The organism is Pandoraea soli (assembly GCF_902459595.1).
In the GTDB taxonomy this organism is placed as follows: Bacteria; Pseudomonadota; Gammaproteobacteria; order Burkholderiales; family Burkholderiaceae; genus Pandoraea; species Pandoraea cepalis.
On the sequence record NZ_CABPSG010000002.1, the window covers coordinates 452,220 to 469,621 of the forward strand.

Annotated in this window: 15 protein-coding genes and 1 pseudogene; 3 read left to right on the forward strand and 13 right to left on the reverse strand. The window is 64.7% G+C overall.

Annotation, left to right across the window (positions count from 1 at the left end; all coding sequences use genetic code 11):
* Positions 1-69: 69 nt before the first annotated feature.
* Together purM and PSO31014_RS22610 are read left to right on the forward strand one after the other, a co-directional pair.
* Positions 70-1,116, forward strand: a complete 1,047-nt coding sequence (gene purM / locus PSO31014_RS06025) for a phosphoribosylformylglycinamidine cyclo-ligase (RefSeq protein ID WP_150550763.1) — start codon at positions 70-72, stop codon at positions 1,114-1,116.
* A 188-nt stretch (positions 1,117-1,304) separates the two neighbouring features.
* Positions 1,305-1,397 (forward strand): annotated as a pseudogene (locus PSO31014_RS22610) (Arm DNA-binding domain-containing protein); the annotation flags it as partial.
* Positions 1,398-1,445: 48 nt separating this feature from the next.
* Here PSO31014_RS22610 and PSO31014_RS06035 read toward each other — a convergent pair.
* The 11 genes from PSO31014_RS06035 to mutL all read right to left on the reverse strand — a co-directional run bounded on the left by PSO31014_RS06035 (position 1,446) and on the right by mutL (position 14,288).
* Positions 1,446-2,498: a nucleotidyl transferase AbiEii/AbiGii toxin family protein gene (locus PSO31014_RS06035; protein ID WP_150550764.1), complete on the reverse strand. Its 1,053-nt coding sequence runs from the start codon at positions 2,496-2,498 to the stop codon at positions 1,446-1,448.
* Positions 2,495-3,214, reverse strand: a complete 720-nt coding sequence (locus tag PSO31014_RS06040) for an AbiEi antitoxin N-terminal domain-containing protein (RefSeq protein ID WP_150550765.1) — start codon at positions 3,212-3,214, stop codon at positions 2,495-2,497. The genes PSO31014_RS06035 and PSO31014_RS06040 overlap by 4 nt, the downstream gene beginning before the upstream one ends.
* Before the next feature lie 329 nt (positions 3,215-3,543).
* Positions 3,544-4,458, reverse strand: coding sequence for a LysR substrate-binding domain-containing protein (locus PSO31014_RS06045; protein ID WP_130026873.1), 915 nt, complete (start codon positions 4,456-4,458; stop codon positions 3,544-3,546).
* Positions 4,459-4,505: 47 nt separating this feature from the next.
* Positions 4,506-5,747 (reverse strand): metal-dependent hydrolase family protein, encoded by a 1,242-nt coding sequence (locus PSO31014_RS06050; protein WP_150550766.1) that lies wholly within the window; start codon positions 5,745-5,747, stop codon positions 4,506-4,508.
* A gap of 74 nt (positions 5,748-5,821) precedes the next feature.
* A complete protein-coding gene (locus PSO31014_RS06055; protein ID WP_150550767.1) occupies positions 5,822-7,018 on the reverse strand; it encodes a M24 family metallopeptidase in 1,197 nt (398 codons plus the stop codon).
* A gap of 117 nt (positions 7,019-7,135) precedes the next feature.
* Positions 7,136-8,056, reverse strand: a complete 921-nt coding sequence (locus PSO31014_RS06060; RefSeq protein WP_246176274.1) for an ABC transporter permease — start codon at positions 8,054-8,056, stop codon at positions 7,136-7,138.
* A 26-nt stretch (positions 8,057-8,082) separates the two neighbouring features.
* Positions 8,083-9,147, reverse strand: coding sequence for an extracellular solute-binding protein (locus tag PSO31014_RS06065; RefSeq protein ID WP_150550768.1), 1,065 nt, complete (start codon positions 9,145-9,147; stop codon positions 8,083-8,085).
* Between the two features lie 76 nt (positions 9,148-9,223).
* Complete coding sequence (locus PSO31014_RS06070) at positions 9,224-10,276, reverse strand: ABC transporter ATP-binding protein (RefSeq protein WP_150550769.1); 1,053 nt, start codon at positions 10,274-10,276, stop codon at positions 9,224-9,226.
* Position 10,277: 1 nt separating this feature from the next.
* Complete coding sequence (locus PSO31014_RS06075) at positions 10,278-11,153, reverse strand: ABC transporter permease (protein WP_150550770.1); 876 nt, start codon at positions 11,151-11,153, stop codon at positions 10,278-10,280.
* Between the two features lie 233 nt (positions 11,154-11,386).
* On the reverse strand, positions 11,387-12,334 hold the full coding sequence (miaA, locus tag PSO31014_RS06080) for a tRNA (adenosine(37)-N6)-dimethylallyltransferase MiaA (protein ID WP_150550771.1): 948 nt from the start codon (positions 12,332-12,334) through the stop codon (positions 11,387-11,389).
* A 7-nt stretch (positions 12,335-12,341) separates the two neighbouring features.
* Positions 12,342-14,288 carry a DNA mismatch repair endonuclease MutL gene (gene mutL, locus PSO31014_RS06085; RefSeq protein ID WP_174976420.1) on the reverse strand — a complete coding sequence of 649 codons (1,947 nt, stop codon included), beginning with the start codon at positions 14,286-14,288 and terminating at the stop codon, positions 12,342-12,344.
* A 354-nt stretch (positions 14,289-14,642) separates the two neighbouring features.
* On the opposite strand from mutL, the gene PSO31014_RS06090 reads away from it, so the two are divergent.
* Complete coding sequence (locus tag PSO31014_RS06090) at positions 14,643-15,311, forward strand: VTT domain-containing protein (RefSeq protein ID WP_017232728.1); 669 nt, start codon at positions 14,643-14,645, stop codon at positions 15,309-15,311.
* Between the two features lie 115 nt (positions 15,312-15,426).
* Here the strand turns inward: PSO31014_RS06090 and PSO31014_RS06095 are convergent, their stop codons facing one another.
* Positions 15,427-16,881 carry an N-acetylmuramoyl-L-alanine amidase gene (locus PSO31014_RS06095; protein ID WP_246176276.1) on the reverse strand — a complete coding sequence of 485 codons (1,455 nt, stop codon included), beginning with the start codon at positions 16,879-16,881 and terminating at the stop codon, positions 15,427-15,429.
* The gene (gene tsaE, locus PSO31014_RS06100; RefSeq protein WP_150550773.1) at positions 16,875-17,399 is read right to left on the reverse strand and encodes a tRNA (adenosine(37)-N6)-threonylcarbamoyltransferase complex ATPase subunit type 1 TsaE; all 525 of its coding nucleotides are present in this window, start codon (positions 17,397-17,399) and stop codon (positions 16,875-16,877) included. The genes PSO31014_RS06095 and tsaE overlap by 7 nt, the downstream gene beginning before the upstream one ends.
* Positions 17,400-17,402: the final 3 nt, after the last annotated feature.

The window sequence follows — 17,402 nt, forward strand, 5'->3', positions numbered from 1 at the left end:
GTTTGCATGCCGAAAGGGCACGCGCATCGGGTAAAATCGCATTTTACCGAACCTTGATGCATTCCCGTCATGTCACACCCTAACGAAACATCCGGCCTTTCCTATCGCGACGCTGGCGTCGACATCGAAGCGGGCGACGCATTGGTCGAAGCGATCAAGCCGTTTGCCAAAAAAACCTTGCGCGACGGCGTGCTGGGTGGCATTGGCGGCTTCGGCGCGCTGTTCGAAGTACCCAAGCGCTACAAGGAGCCGGTGCTTGTTTCGGGGACCGACGGCGTGGGCACCAAGCTCAAGCTGGCCTTCACGCTGAACAAGCACGACACGGTCGGCCAGGATCTGGTGGCCATGAGCGTGAACGACATTCTGGTGCAGGGTGCCGAGCCGCTGTTCTTCCTCGACTACTTTGCCTGCGGCAAGCTCGACGTCGCCACTGCGGCCACCGTCGTCAAGGGCATCGCCCAGGGGTGTGAGCTGGCAGGCTGCGCCCTGATCGGCGGCGAGACGGCCGAAATGCCGAGCATGTACCCGGACGGTGAGTACGATCTGGCCGGCTTTGCCGTCGGTGCGGTCGAGAAGAGCAAGATCATCGACGGCACGACCATTGTGCCGGGCGACGTGGTGCTGGGTCTGGCCTCGTCGGGTGCGCACTCGAACGGTTATTCGCTCGTTCGCAAGATCATCGACGTTGCCAAGCCGGACCTGGACGCCGATTTTCACGGCCAACCGTTGCGCGACGTGCTGATGGCCCCGACGCGCATCTACGTCAAGCCGCTGTTGGCGCTGATGCAGTCGCTGCCGGTCAAGGGCATGGCTCACATCACGGGTGGCGGCATCGTCGAGAACATTCCGCGCGTGCTGCAAGACCATTTGACGGCCGACATCAAGCAAGACGCCTGGACGCTGCCGCCGTTGTTCCAGTGGCTGCAGGCGCATGGCAAGGTGGCCGACGCCGAAATGCACCGCGTGTTCAACTGCGGTATCGGCATGGCGGTGATCGTCTCGGCGGCTGACGCCGACGCGGCCGTCAAGCATCTCGAAGCGTCGGGCGAGACGGTCTACCGTCTGGGCACGATCCGCGAGCGCAAGGAAGGCGAAGCGCAGACGATCGTGTCGTAAGGCACGGGAGGGCGATGCCCTCCGGAAATGCGAAATGCACTGAAAGCCCGCCGGCGATCGCTTCGGCGGGCTTTTTTATTTCACCATGACTCCAGCCCGGTACTTCGCTGGATTGCGCAAAGACCGGATACAGCAGGTTTATCAATACCGTAGGTGCGTCCATCATAGGCTGCGCTTTCTGAGGAGTCATCACGGCGAAGATCGAACTGACAAAGTCCGCCGTCGACGCGGCACAACCCCAGGCGCAGGCCGTAGAGCCGCGCGGTACGCTGGTGCCCGGCATTACTGGGGGTAATGCTCTCGTTTTCCACGGCCGCGAGAATTAGAAACTAAGTGGCCATTGCAGCGGCATTGACGATCTGCTCGAAGTGTTCCGCGCTGCGCAGCACCGCGTCGAGTGGGGGAACGTCGTCGAAGACCATGCCAGCCATTGCGTCATAGTCTTTTTCCAGCGCCTCTCGCATCGCCGGACTTGGCGCCAGCGTAAACGTACCGGGCGCTGCAATATCAAGCCCCAGATCGGCGCTACCGAAGAACAACCTCGCATGGTGAGCACAGTCGATCGCCAACGCGTGATCGACTTGCCACGCGGCTGCACACGGCGCCTGCATCAGTTGATGCACGTCATAGTAGTGGCGTGAGACACGTTGTCCGCCGTGTCGCAGTTCGCCGCGCCGATCATGCCATTGACGTAGTCCATGCAAGATCATGACCTTGTCCCAGAAGGTGCGCTCGGGCTTCACAGTGGTCACATTCGTCACGGTCAAATCCAAATCTGGCAGGTCCTGTGTGACGTAGGGCGTGACGGAGGCCGCCACATGCGGATCGAGTGCAGACTTGGCGCCTGCCTCTATCTTGACGGCTGAGCGGATGTAGTCGCCAGCGGTGGCCGTGACTGCGGGATACCAGAACAGCAAGCTCTGACCATCCTTGTCGTCGGGATCGGGCGCCAGCCGAAAACGCTCCTCAGGAATGACCGATGCCGCGAGATGAGTGAACTGTGCGGTTAATGGCCCTGCAATGTAAGCCTGGCATGCATCGCGGATGGCATCGAGACGTGCACGGCGCTTCTTGCCACTCAATGCGTCCAGGTCGGAAATCTCGGCACTCTGCCCCAAGTCATCACGAAACACTGTGATGTCAATGTCTTCGGAAAAGCGGGCAATGAGACCAAAGGCTTTGGAGAGCGAAGTGCCGCCCTTGAACAGCAGGCGGGGGCCACTCGCTTCGAGACCGTTAAACAGCGCATCCAGCGTCCAGCAGACCCAGAAATCCTTCTCGATGTTTTGAACCGCTGTACCCAGGCGAGCCGAGGCGCCAAGAAACAAGTCTCGCCGCTCGGCATCGCTGGCGGTGATGACGGAATGGAATGATGGATTCAACGGACCTCCACGTGTTTGGCCGAGCGGCGTCGCGCAGACCGTGGCTTTTCATCACTGGGTGATTGAGGTGTTGCAGTCGACGCGGTCTGCGGGTCACATCCGGGAAGTTCACGGACCAGACTTTGCATCCACGCCGGCAACGCGTTGAAACCTTCAAGCAGATCCTGGCGGAGCGCATCGCCGTGAATAGGGTCGGCCAGCACGTGGGTCAGCTTGGTCAGGATAAGAGAACGTTCAGAAGTCAAAGTGTCTTTCAACCAGTGCAGCGCCTGCACGATACGCATGGCCGGACGCCCCGCCCAGTAAAGACGGCTGGGTGCTGTCTGCTTGAATTCAATGATGAGTTTGTCCAGCTGAATTGCGCGGCGACGGGTGTCGGTATGGATGATGACACGTGCTGGTACCGCATGGGTCAGGCCGAGGTCATTGGCGGCGGTCATGCCGTCTACCAACAGGCGCAGGTGATCGCGGCGGGCAATGGCTTCAGCCACGGCACGGTAATCCGGCGTTGTTGGACGTTTGGTCAGGCTATTGACCTTGGGCCTGTCATATAGGCCTCTGTCGATGCGACGCAATTCTCCCGCCTGCACCATGCGCTGCAAGGTTTTGTCGATGGCATCACGACTGCCCAACTGCGCAAAGTCGGTCGGTACCCAAACTTGTCCGGGTTCAGCCGCTTCGATCAGGGCTGAAATGTGGGATTTGAGTGCGGACATTATCCCTCCTGTCCGATATTTGTATACTTTTTTCGGACAAATGACAAGAGATCGTCCGAAATTTGTAGATTTATTTCGGACGAAATGAACCTCTATTCCGCCTCGGTACCGGTCCACCACTAGAGCTTTAACCGTCTGCTTGGCAAGACCCATGAGTGGGCATCCCGGCGTTTCGCTGTCGGGCTCGCGGGCTGCGCTCGATGCCTCGTGCCGAGTCAGTCTCTGAGGCACCCGCGTTATTCAATTGATAACGATGGGGGATATTTTTTATGGCGGCGCGAGGTCAGCGTACGGCAGTGTCGGTCGAGGGCTCACCCAGATCGGCCGCGTCAGCGCTTCATCCGCGCCTCCACGGCTCGCATGACATCCTCCAGCGTGGTCTCCATCACGCGCACGAGATCGTCGAGTTGCGCGCTGGGGGCCGCGGCGCGAGGCGTGATGCGCAGCGTATGAAATGGCATCGACGGCTCGAAACGTCGCAGCACAAGATCGGAGTCGAGGAAGTCGTACGCCGACACCGGGTGCAGCAACCCGATGCCGACGTTCTCTTTCACCATCGTGCCGATGTTGACCGAGTAGCGGGCCGTGGCAACGACCTGTTGATGCAGATTGCCCTCGGCGAAAAGTTGATCCATGCCCCAGCGCACCATGTCGGTCGGCTCGTAAGACAGGATCGGCTGCCCCTTCAGATCGGCCAGACGGATCACCTTCTTGCGCGCGAGGACGTGCCCCGCGGGCAGGGCGCAGATCGCGTCGAGCTTGGCGAACGAGACGGCATCGGTCGCGGCCACGTCGATGGTGTTGGTCACGAGGCCGAGCGCGAGCTGATGCGTGACGACCTGGTCGCGGATGAGATCGGAGGCCCCCGTGGTCAGCGCGAGCTGCACGCTCGGATGCAACGCCCGATAGCCGGCCATCACGCGTGCAAAGAAGCCCAGGCCGAACGACACGACCGACCCCACGCGAATGACGGCCGTGTCGGGGTTACGCAGATTCAGCGCGAATTCGCGGATGTTGTCGAGGCCGGCATAGCGGCGCTCGACTTCCTCGAAGAGCGCGAACGCCTCGGCCGTCGGTTCGAGCCGTCCGCGCGCGCGGTCGAACAGCGTGAGACGCGTCGAGCGTTCGAGATCGGCCACGAGACGGCTGACCGCGGACTGCGACGTGCCAAGCACCTGGGCCGCTTTGGTGGTCGTGCGCGTGAGCATCAGCGCCCGAAAGGCGTCGATGTGCCGGAAATCCATCGATTCTCCACGGAAGGGTTAGCTGTCGGGGCCCTTGCGCATGGGGCCTACAGCGCGAAAGCGTGGATTCTACCGCCCTTCATCACCATCGGAATCCGCTCCCCCTGGCCGAGCAGACAATCGATCGACGCCAGCGGATTGCCGTCGACGATCAGCACGTCGGCATGCGCGCCGGGCACGATCTCGCCCAACTGGCCCGACTGCCCGAGCACCTCGGCGCCGATGACCGTCGCGCTGCGCAGAATCTCCGCCGGCGAGAGCACTTCGGCGCGCAGACGGAATTCGTCGCTTTGCAGGCGCTGCGACTCACCCAGCAAATCCGAGCCGTAACCCATCTTCACACCGGCCTCGCGGAAGATCTCCAGCGAACGCAGGCCCGCCGCATGAACGTTGGCGATCTTCGCGACGCTGTCGTCGGGCAACCCGAGCGACTTGCCTTCGTTCGCGAGAGCGTCGTATGTCACCAACGTGGGTACGACGTAAGCGCCCTGCTCGGCCATGTAGCGGGCCGTGGGGGCGTCGACGAGGTTGCCGTGTTCGATGGTGCGCACGCCGCAGCGCACGGCGCGTTCGATGGCCGATGCCGTGTAGGCGTGGGCGAGCACATAGGTGCCGCGCCCGCGCGCCTCCGCGACGATGGCGCGGATTTCGTCTTCGGAATAACCCCAGGCCCCAACGGGATCGGTGGGCGAGGCCACGCCGCCCGAGGCCATGATCTTGATCTGGTCGGCGCCCATTTGCAGCTCTTCGCGCACCGCGCGTCGAACCTCGTCGACGCCATCGGCCACGCGCGACAGGGCGCCGACGCGCACGCAGCACGGGCAGGGCCCGTCGGTGCCGAGGTAGTCGGTGCGCGCGCGACCGTCGCCGTGTCCGCCGGTCTGGCTGATCGCGCGGCCCGACACGAACAGGCGCGGCCCTTCGGCCAGCCCGCTTTCGACCGCTTGCTTGATGGCGTGTCCCGCGCCGCCCGCGTCCCGCACGGTGGTGAAGCCGCGCCGCAGCATGCCCTGCAGAATCGGCACCGACCGGAGCGTGACGAGCACGTTCGGCAGATGGGCTTGCGAGGCCAGGTTGAGCTGCGTGGCATGCACGTGCACATGCAGATCGATCAGCCCCGGCATCACGGTGCGCCCGTGGGCATCGATCTCGCGCGCCGACGCCGCCCGAATCGGCTTGTCCGACACTTCCTTGATGCGTCCGCCTTCGATCAGTACGGCGTGGTCTTCGCGCAACTCGCCCTTGACCGGGTCGAGCAGCGCACAATTCGACAACAGAATCGACTCCATGACCTCTCCTCCAGAATGGTGTGTATGAGGTTGCCCGGGTCAGCGGGCAACCGTGACTCGCGCGCCTTCAATCGTCAATCGATCGTGGCGTGGGCGAGCGTACGGGGCGTGCGAGTGAGCATCACGGGGGTGTCGCCGGTAACGACCGAGTCGTCCAGACGGAAGCCGCCCAGACCGTAGACGTAGATGCCCGGCTCGGCCGAATAGACCTCGTTCGCGAGCAGCGGACGATGATTGAACGCCATGTCGTCCGGGTACTCGTGGCCGATGATGCCCATGCCGTGGCCCGTGCGATGTCGGATGAACTCACCGCACCCGGCTTTCTCGATGACGGCCTGCGCCGCAGCGTCGATCCCCGAGACGGGCTTGCCGGTCACGGCCGCGTTCACCGCGGCTTCATTGGCGGCGCGCGCGACCTCGTAGTAGCGCGCCTGCTCGCTCGACGGCTTGCCGCAGAACCATGTGCGTTCATTCTCGATCACGAGACCGTTCAGGCGTGGGATCACGATGTTGACCATGCCGTCGCCCGCATTGATCCGCGCCCCGCACGACGCCCCATCGCCATGCGGCGAGGCCGAGGCGGGGCCGGACAGTGTCCAGCAGCGCATCACTTCGAGGTTTTCGCCGGGGAAGCGCTTGGCCCCTTCCGTGACCATCAGCGCGGCCATCGCGTAGTCGAGTTCCTGCACCAGACGCCCGGGACGAATGTTCTCGCGATACCGGTCCTGCACCCAGTCGGCCAACTCGGCGGCGGCGCGCATGATGGCGATTTCCTCGTCGTGCTTGACCCAGCGCAGGGCGCGCATCTCGGCAAGCATGGGCACGAGCTTCGCGTCGGCCAGCAGGCCACCGGCGCGCGCCAGCGGGCCACCGGCCGCATCGACGCCAATGCGCGAGCCCGCCAGACCGGCGGCGCGCAGCGTGTCGGCGATCAGCGTGGGCACATCGGCGAGCAGCGGCTGGCGCTGGGTCACGCGCGGATGCTCGGCGTAAAGGGTGACACGATCGAGATCGAGCCACAGATGGCCCCGCTCGCGCGCCATCATCAGGTGATGCGTCGACAGCTCGTTCATCACCGCGAACGGCTCGCCGTTGCGCGGCACGCACACGGCGATGGGGCGCTCCCACGTCTGCACATCGACGTGGAAGTTCGTGGCCCACTGAAAGAAATCGGCGGCGGTGAACACGAGCGCGTCGACGCGCGCGCGGTCCATCAGGTCTTGCATCAGACGATGGCGGTACTGACGTGTCGCATCGGAGAGAGTCGGCATCACGAAGTCCTTATCGGCAAATTGGGGCGAATGTCAGGGGGCAGACGGCGTTGGGCACGACCGACTGACGGGGCCGGCCGGCGCGCGAGGTCGCGCGGATCAGGGCGGGCAGATCGGTCAGGTCATCATCGTCTTCGCATAGCGCCGATGGATGATCCAGTGCGACGCAATGGCGAGCACGAACGTCACCACCATCGAGACGATGGACAGCACCGCGCCGAATGGCCAGTTGTTCGCTTTCGCGATCTGGTCGTAGATCGTGGGCGTCATCATGGTGATGCCGGTGCCGCCGAGCAGTACGGGGGTGGCATAGGCATTCATGCAGAGAATGAACACGAGCATGGTGCCGGCGGCGATGCCCGGTGCGGCCATCGGCAGGATCACGCGCGTGAGCGTCTGCCAGAACGTGGCGCCCAGATTGCGCGCCGCTTCCTCGACGGAGAAGTCCATGCCTTCGAGCACGCTTTGCAACGTGAGGATCATGTAAGGCAGCACCACGGCGGTGGTGCCCACCACGACCGCGAACGGCGTGTACAGCAAGCGAATCGGCTGCGGCACGATGCCCAGCGACACGAGCATGGCGTTGACGAAGCCGGCCGTGCCGAGCATGACCATCCAGCCGGCCGCGCGCACGACGTTGCCCACCAGCAGCGGGAAGACCAGCAGCATCACCAGCAGACTCTTGAAGCGGGTTTGCGTGCGCGCGAGCACGTAGGCGACAGGGAAGCCGAACACGAGCGCGAGCGCCGTGCACAGCGAGGCGACCTTGATCGTCGTCCAGAGCACCGAGAGGTAATACGGATCGGTGAAGAACTTGACGTAGTTCGTGCCGATCAGTGCCGCCTGCATCATGTCGACCGGATCGAACCGGTTGAAGCTGTAGCGCACCAGTTGCAACCCGGGCAGCACGATGACGAGCAACACCACGAGCGTGGCGGGCGTGGCGAGCGAGCCGCCCGTGAGCGCGCCGCGCACCGCGCGCGCGGTGGCGGCCCGGGAGGCTCGGGAGGCGTCGGCAGCAGGCGGGGGCGGCGTCATCGCGGGCTCCGGGGTGTCGACGACGGTCACAGCCCCACCTTGAATTCCTTGTTCCAGAAGTCGAGCAACGCGGGCTTGTCGGCGGTGAATTGGGCGTAATCGAGCTTGACCATGCGATCGAGTTCGGCGCGGGTGAAGCCCACGCTTTCCTGCAGCGACGGCGGCAGATTCGCGTTCGTCACGGTCGGCGCATAGCCCATCGTCTCCGCAAAGCCGATCTGGGCGCGCGGATCGAGCATCGCGTTCAGGTAGTTGAAGCCACACAGCTTGGACTGCGAATTCTTCGGCACGGCGGCTTCGAACGTTACCGGCACGGCGCCTTCCTTGGGCACCACGTAATCGATCGGCACGCCCGCCTTCTTCCACTGCAGCGCGCGCGCTTTCCACATGCAAGTGAACCAGATGTCGCCGCTCTTGAGCGCCGACGCCACGGCTTCGTTCGACGGGTAGACCTTGGGCTGCTGCGTCTTGCGCAACTCGCGCAGGAATTGCACACCGCCGGCCATGTCGCCGTCTTTGTGGCCGGCCGCGAGGGAGCTGCTCACCACGTTGAAGTTGTAGAGAATGTCCGAGAAGCCGACGCGGCCCTTGAGCTTGGGATCGAGCGCGGCGGTAAATGAGTCGGGCTTCGTGCCGAGCTTCTCCGGGTTGTAGACGATCACCATCGCACTGAAGATGTGCGGGATCGAGTACGGACGGCGCAACGCCTCCAGCGCATTCGCCAGGTTCGGGACGAGCTTGGCGTCGACCGCTTCGAGAATGCCCGAGCGGTTGATGTCGTACATATCGAGATCGGCCAGGCATGCGACGTCGAGCGAGCCGCGTCGCGACGCCTTCTCGGCGCGCAGCTTCGTCATGCGCTCGACCTGCCCGGCCGAGTCGTACGTGACCTTGCCACCGGCGGCCTCGATGATCGGCTTGCCGATGTTCTGTTCGAGAAGATTCAGATAGTCGCCGCCCCAGGTGCCGACGACCACGTTCGGACAGGCGGCGGCAGCGTGTGCCGAGAGGGCGTCGAGGCCGAGCGCGGGGGCGATCACCAGACCGGAAGCGGTCTTGAGAAACGAGCGGCGGTTCAGGGCGTGCGTCATGTCGTTATCCTTCAAAACGTTGGCCACGAGGTTGGCCAATACATGGGCCGAAGCGGGTGGAAGTGAGGCTGTGTCGTCAGGCGTTGAAAAACAGGCAATCGGTGCTCGCGAAGCACGCGTTGAGGGCGCGGCCCGGGGCGTAGCGGCTGACATCGTCGCGTGCGGTGTTCTGCACGTGCGCGACGAGCATCTCGCCCTGCGGACTCTTCAGACGGAGTTCGAGCGTGGAACCGAGATAGATCGTCTGGTCGACCGTGACCGGCATGGCCGTCTCGTTGTGCACAGGCGTGTCGCTCAGGCGCAGGCGCTCGGGGCGAATGCCGAGCGTCGTGGCGTCGGGGGCGGCGCTCGGCAATGCCAGGCGCTCGCCTTTGGCGGTCACGAAATGGCCGTCGGTCATCCGCCCGGCGAGGAAATTCATCTTGCCGAGGAAGTTCGCGACAAACGGATTGGCCGGGCGTTCGTAGAGCGCATCGGCGGTGCCGATCTGCTGCACGCAGCCGTCGTGCATCACGGCCAGGCGGTCGGCAATCGCCAGCGCTTCTTCCTGATCGTGGGTGACGAAGATCGTCGTCAGGCCGAGCCGTCGCTGCAACGCGCGGATCTCTTCGCGCACTTCGGTGCGCAGCTTGGCGTCGAGGTTGGAAAGCGGCTCGTCGAGCAAAAACACGTCGGGACGAATCGCCAGTGCGCGGGCAATCGCCACACGCTGCTGTTGACCGCCGGAGAGCTGGCGCGGATAGCGATCCGCGAGCGACGTGAGACGCACCATATCGAGCGCTTCGCGAATCCGCGTGACGCGCTCGGCACTGGACACGTGCCGCATTTCCAGGCCGAACGCCACGTTCTCTGCCACGGTCATGTGTGGAAAGAGCGCGTAACGCTGGAACACCATGCCGGTATTGCGGCGATGCGCGGGCAGGCGCGAGACCTCCTTGCCGCCGATCCAGATTTCGCCGGCCGTCGGCTCGACGAAGCCCGCGACCATGCGCAGCGTCGTGGTCTTGCCGCAGCCGCTCGGGCCAAGGAAGGCGACGAGTTCGCCGTCGGCGATTTCCAGCGAGAAGTCCGCCACGGCGGCGGCGTTGCCGTATTGCTTGCGCAGGCCGCGCAACGAAACGTTGGCCATGTCAGATCACCTGGCTGAGTTTGACGAACCGATCGGTGATCAGCATGACGATGCCGAGCAGGACGATCTGCGCCGCGGAGACGGCGGCAATCGTCGGATCGAGGTTGAATTCGAGGTACTGCATGATCGCGATGGGCAGGGTGGTCTTGCCCGGTCCCACCAGCGGCAATGTGAGTTCGAGGTTCTCGAACGACACGATGAAGCTGAACAGCCCCGCCGCCACGACCGCAGGCCGCAGCATCGGCAGCGTGACGCGCCACAGCGTGCGCCACGGACCCGCACCGAGATTACGGGCGGCTTCCTCGATGGTGCCGTCGATCTGTGCAAGGCTCGCCCCGACGAGACGCATCGTCCACGGAATGGTCAGGCAGACGTGCGCGATCACGAGACCGCCGAAGGTGCCGACGATGTCCATGTCGAGCGTGTTTTCGGCGCGCAGATAGAAAAGGTAAGTCGCGATGCCCGCGACGATGCCCGGGACCACCAGCGGCAACAGCAACACATTGCCGAGCGTGCGGCGGCCGGGAAAGCGGTAACGCGCGAGGGCGAGGGAGGCGGCAACGCCGAGGATGACGCCGCCGATGGCCGCACACGCGGCGAGTTGGAGCGAGAGGAGGAAGCCGTCGGCGAACGCGGCGTTGCGCCAGGCGTTCAAATACCATGAGACCGTGTAGCCGCTCGGCGGGAACGTGATGATCGCGTCTTTGAAGAAGCTCAGCCAGACAACGAAGATCAGCGGGCTGAGCATGAACAGATAGATCAGCGTGACCCCGGCGCGCACCGCCCATTTCGCGACGGGCACGCGCCGCACGCCGCCGGTCGGCCGCCGCAGCCCGTCACCCGCCACCCCACCTGACTCCATCGAAGTCTGCGTCATTGACGTCCTTCCCGGTATCGTGGATTCGATGCAAATTTGCATTGCATGAAACGTTGATATGCAAATTAGCATATCAAAATCGTCATGCAAACCGGAAAGCTGTCAGGGTTTCAACGGAGGCGGGAAACGGCTGGGGCGATAAGGCGATGCGGGTTTCGCAGCGTGCGACGCACGCGGGCACCGAACGCCTCGCCGCGCGATCAGCGAGGCGTACCACAGGGATGGCGATGGGTTCAGACCTGCCAGAGCGCGCGTACGGCGTCGATGGCGTGTTGCAAGGCGTGGGCGGCCGTGCAGTCGACAATGTGGCGCTCGGGCATCGAGCGCAGCCAGGTGAGTTGACGCTTGCACAACTGGCGCGTCGCGAAGATGCCCTTGTCGCGCATCGTGTCGTAATCGCTCTCGCCGTCGAGGTATTCCCAGACCTGCCGGTAGCCGACACAGCGCATGGACGGCAGGCCCGGGTCGAGATCGCCGCGTGCGCGCAGGTGTTCGACTTCTTCGATGAACCCGGCCGCGAGCATCAGACGAAACCGTTCGGCAATGCGTGCGTGCAGTACCGCGCGGTCGCCCGGCTCCAGCGCCACCGGCACGAACGTGTGGGCCGGTGACGCGGCAGGCGTCCGGGCCTCTTCGGCAAGCCATTGCGACATCGGCTTGCCCGACAGTACGAAGATTTCCAGCGCGCGTTGAATGCGCTGCGCGTCGTTCGGCGCGAGGCGGGCTGCCGTCACCGGATCGACGCTGGCGAGCCGTGCATGCATGGCTCGCCAGCCCTCGCGCGCGGCGTCTTCGTCAAGTTGGGCGCGTACGTCGGCGTTGGCCGACGGCAGCGGCGAGAGACCTTGCGTGAGTGCCTTGTAGTACAGCATCGTGCCGCCGACGAGCAGCGGGCGGCATCCGCGCGCGGCAATCTCGTCGACAAGACGCAGCGTGTCTTCCCGGAATTGCGCGGCCGAATAGGCGTCGCGCGGATCGATGATGTCGATCAGGTGATGGGGAACGGCGGCCAGCTCGGCCGCGCTCGGCTTGGCCGTGCCGATGTCCATCTCACGATAGACGAGCGCGGAGTCGACGCTGATGATCTCGAGCGGGGTGTCCTGCGCCAGCGCAAGCGCGGCGGCGGTCTTGCCGGATGCCGTTGGGCCCAGCACGCAGACGATCGGAGGAGGTGACGTCATGACCGGCTCAACGTCCCCGCATGAACAACTTGTCGAGATCGCCGAGCGTGAGCTGGTACCAGGTGGGACGCCCGTGATTGCACTGATCGGCGCGCTCGGTCGCTTCCATCTGGCGCAGCAGCGCGTTCATCTCTTCGTGCGTGAGCCGTCGATTCGCGCGTACCGCCGTGTGGCAGGCGAGCGTGCCGAGCAGTTCATGCTGACGTTCCGTGAGCACGCGCGAACCGCCGTACTGGCGTAGGTCCGCGAGCACGGCGCGCGCCAGCGCTTGCGCGTCGGCGCCGTCGAGCAGGGCGGGAATGGCGCGTACGGCGAGCGTGGTCGGCGACATCGCCGCGAGGTCGAAACCCAGTGCGGTGAGCGTTTCCTGATGCTCTTCCGTCGTGCCGATTTCCACCGGGTCGGCGAAGAACGTCACGGGAATCAGCAGCGGCTGCACCGGCACGCTGCGTTCCACGAGCGCCTGCTTGAAGCGCTCGTAGAGAATGCGCTCGTGGGCCGCGTGCATGTCGACGAGCACCAGGCCATAGGCGTTCTGCGCGAGGATGTAGATGCCGTGCAATTGGCCGAGTGCGAAGCCGAGCGGTTGTTCCAGCGCCATGGCGTCGGCGGTGCCTGCCGGCAAGACGTCGAGACCGCCGGTGAGCGTCGTGTCGCCTTGCGTCGCGCCGGCATTGCCATACGGCGGCGGGGGCGCATCCGTCACGCCCGGCTGGCCATACGGGCGCGGGGCGGGGGGGGCGGCGCGTCCGAACAGGTTGTCGTAGACGGACAGCGGTTGCGCCATCGGCAGCGTACCTTGCTGCATGCGGGGATTCCAACTGCTGCCGGCGCCACCGATACCTCCGGCCGGGCGCGCAGCCATCATGCCGCCGCCGCCCAATGCGGCACCCGGCCCGGCGGCAAGACCACCGCCGTCGGTCAGGTGGGCGGCGTGCGTCGCGCCGCCACTGCCCGCTGCACGGGCCAGCGCACGTTGCACGACGTGGAATACGAACTGGTGGACGCTGCGGGCATCGCGAAACCGCACTTCGATCTTCGAGGGGTGGACATTGACGTCGACCAATTGCGGCGGCAGTTCGAAATACAGCACGTAGGCCGGATAGCGGTCGCCGTGGAGCACGTCTTCATAGGCAGCGCGTACCGCGTGGGTGAGCAGCTTGTCGCGCACGAAGCGGCCGTTCACGAAGAAATACTGCTGGTCGGCGCGCCCACGGCTGGCGGTCGGCAACCCGACGAAGCCCGACAGGCGCAACTCGGCGGCGCCCTCGTCCAGCGCCAGATGCGCGCCGGCAAAGTCGTTGCCGAGCACGCGGGTGACGCGCGTCGCGGCGTCAGACGCGTTCCAGTGCTCCACCGCCCGGTTGTTGTGCAGGATCGAGAAGCCGACGTCGGGACGCGCGAGCGCGCTGCGGCGAATAACGTCCATGCAATGACCGAACTCGGTTTGCTCGGTCTTCAGGAATTTGCGCCGCGCGGGGGTGTTGAAGTACAGGTCGCGAACGTCGACCGTCGTGCCCACCGGGCCCGCGGCGGGGGTCAGCGCACCGGTATTGCCGTCGATGGCGCTCGCGTGCGGCGCATCGGCCTGGCGGCTCGACAGCGTGAGTTGGGCCACCGACGCGATGGAGGCGAGCGCTTCCCCACGGAACCCCAACGTGAGCACCGATTCGAGTTCGTCGAGCGAGCGAATCTTGCTCGTCGCGTGGCGCGTGAGCGCCAGCGGCAATTGTTCGGCGGACATGCCGCCGCCGTCGTCGGTGATGGCGATGCGGCGCACGCCGCCTTCTTCGAGCTTGATCTGGAGTGCGCGGGCGCCAGCATCCAGGGCGTTCTCGAGCAATTCCTTGACGACGGACGCGGGGCGTTCCACCACCTCGCCCGCGGCGATCTGGCTGATCAGCTGGTCGGGAAGGACCTGGATGGCGCGCAGCGGCGCGAGGCCCGCCGGCATGGGGCCGGGGCGGCGCTCAGGGGCCTCGGTGCCGGTAGGTTCGGGCACGCCGGCCGGGTCGTGTGCAGGGGGGGAGGAGGTCGGGGTCGCAGACATGGGAACCATTATAAAGGTTGCCCTCAAAGACATAGGTCGAGCCAGGTTTTAGCGGGCAATACCCGCAACGGTGCCCGTAGAAGTACCACTCATTCCTGTCATGGGAGGGTTGTAGGCTGGACCATGGATTCGACATACCCGTGACGGTCGGCGTCGACCGTCACGGGCACGACACGACGCCCGACGTTTGCGCTGGTATCATGCGTTCGTCGCGTGCCCGCAGGGACGGGCCGGCGTCCTTTATCTTGAGGAATCGACTTGGATACTTTGGTGCAATTGGTGGAGATGGTGCTCCACATCGATAAACATCTGGGGGTGTTTATCGATCAATACGGAAACTGGGTGTATCTGTTCCTGTTCATGATCGTGTTCGTGGAAACGGGGCTGGTGCTCTTTCCGTTCCTTCCGGGTGATTCCCTGCTGTTCATTGGCGGTGCATTTGCGGCGACCGGAGCGATGGATCCGTGGTTGCTCGGCGTACTGCTCTTCATTGCGGCAGTGACCGGCAACACGCTCAACTTCTGGATCGGATCGAAGATCGGGCCGCGCGTGTACGAGAAGAACTGGCGTTTTCTCGATCGCGACGCCTTGCGCAAGACCCACGACTTCTACGAGCATCACGGCGGCAAGACCATTGTGATTGCGCGTTTCGTGCCGATCGTGCGAACGTTCGCGCCGTTCGTGGCGGGGGTGTCGGCCATGTCGTGGGTACGCTTCCAGCTCTACAACTTGCTCGGCGCCCTGATCTGGGTGACGCTGCTCGTGGGCGGCGGTTACCTGTTCGGCAACCTGCCGATCGTCAAGCAATACCTGAACGTCATCGTGCTGGTGGGCATTTCGGCAGCGGTGGTGCCGATCGCACTCGGGGCGCTCTGGAAACTGGTCACGCGCGGTCGTCGCCGTGTGGCGCAGGGCCAGGGCGAGTAAGGTCGACTGTCGGGCAGACAGTGACCTCGCAGGTTCAATAAAAAATGGCGCGTCCGGTTGATGACCGGGCGCGCCATTTTTGTCTTGGCGTTGCGCGAACGTCCGTGGCCGGCCGTCAGGCTGTCCGATTCTTTGCGAGGGGCGGATTCTTGGCGAAGTAGGCCTTGATGCCCTTGAGCAGCGCATCGGCGAGCCGCTCCTGGTAGGCCGGATCGTTCAGCGCCTGCTCTTCCTTGGGGTTGCTGATGAAGGCCGTCTCGACGAGCACCGACGGGATGTCGGGGGCCTTGAGCACCGCGAAGGCCGCCTGTTCGACGTGCTTGCTGTGCAGCCGGTCCGCGACGGTGCCGATCTCAGCGAGCAGCGCCGTGCCGAATACCTTGCTGTCACGGATCTGCGCCGTTGTCGACATATCGAGCAACGCATGCGCTACGGCGCGGTCGTTAGTCTTGATGTTGACGCCGCCGATCAGATCGGACGCGTTTTGCGTCTTTTCCAGCAGACGTGCCGTTGCACTCGTGGCGCCACGCTCGGACAGGGCGAATACCGACGCCCCGTTCGCCGACGGCGAGGTGAACGCATCGGCGTGAATCGACATGAACAGGTCGGCGTCCACGCGGCGGGCCTTCTGCACCCGCACGCCGAGCGGCACGAAGAAGTCGGCGTCGCGCGTCATCATCACCCGCATATTGGGCTGCGCATCGATCTTCTCGCGCAGCCGCTTGGCGATCTGCAGCACCACCACTTTCTCGTAGGTGCCGCTGCTGCCGATCGCGCCCGGGTCTTCTCCGCCATGGCCGGGGTCGAGGGCGATGGTGAGCAGGCGGGCGGTCTTCGGTCCGCGTGACGGTGGCGTGAGCAGCCCGTCGTCGTTGCGCTGGGCGAGCGACGGCATTCTGTCCGTGGACGAGGGCGCCGGGGGGCGTGAGACGCGCGGGCCCGGCTCACGTTGCGCGTAACGCTGAAAGAACGCTTCGCTCTCCTCCGTGCTCGGCGTGCCCGTGCCAGACGACGGGTTCGAGGGCTGAGCGGGCGGCGTGTTCTGCGCCAATGCCTCGGCCTTGTGGCTGGACTTGGCGAGCAGTTCCATGAGCGGGTCGGGTTCGACCGCCGGATACAGGTCGAACACGGTGCGGTACTTGTAGCCCGCGACCGGCGGCAACGTGAAGGATTGCGGCTTCACGCCGGCCTTCAGATCGAACACCATGCGCACGACGCCGGGTTTGAACTGTCCCACGCGCACCTGCATGATCTGCGGGTCGTTCGGCTGGATCTTTGACACGAGATCGCGCAGCGCCGGGCTCAGATCCACTTCATCGAGATCGATGACGAAGCGGTTCGGACTCGCCATGAGCTGTTGCTGGAACTTGACCGGGTTGTCAGTCTCGAGCGTGACGCGCGTGTAGTCCTTGGCCGGCCAGACGCGCACCGCCACGATGGCGTTGGCGAACGCGAGACGCGGGCCGGTAATGGCGAGGATGAGTGTTGATGCGCCGGCGCGCAATGCACGGCGGCGGCCGGCATTGGGCGATGAGGCGTCGTCGGTACGAGTAAAGCGTTTGATCAGCATGAGTTCAGGCAAGCAAGACCGGCCGGCGTGTAGGCGCTCGTCGTCAGACGGCGGCTGTTGCCAACAGGTTCCAGCCAAAGGCCCAAATCGGGGGTGCCCAGGAGACCTTCGGCTTTCTCCGGCCACTCGACGAGGCACAGGGCGTCGCCTGCAAAGTGCTCCCGAAAGCCCGTGTCGTGCCATTCGGCCGGATCGGCGAAGCGGTACAGGTCGAAATGATAGACCGGCAACACGCCTTGTGGTGTGTCGATGTTGTAAGGTTCACACAATGCATACGTGGGACTTTTGACGCGTCCGGTATGCCCCAGCGCGCGCAGCAGGGCACGCACCAGCGTGGTTTTCCCCGCGCCGAGGTCGCCCGAGAGCTGCACGTGAAGTCCCGCATGCGCCGCGTCGGTGTGCGCCGCGCGTGCCACGATGGCGCGCGCGAGCGCAGCGGCGAAGGCCTCGGTGGCGGCTTCGTCCGGCAGCGCGAAGATGCGCTCGCCCAAGGGCGTCGGCGTTGATGAATCGGGCATTGC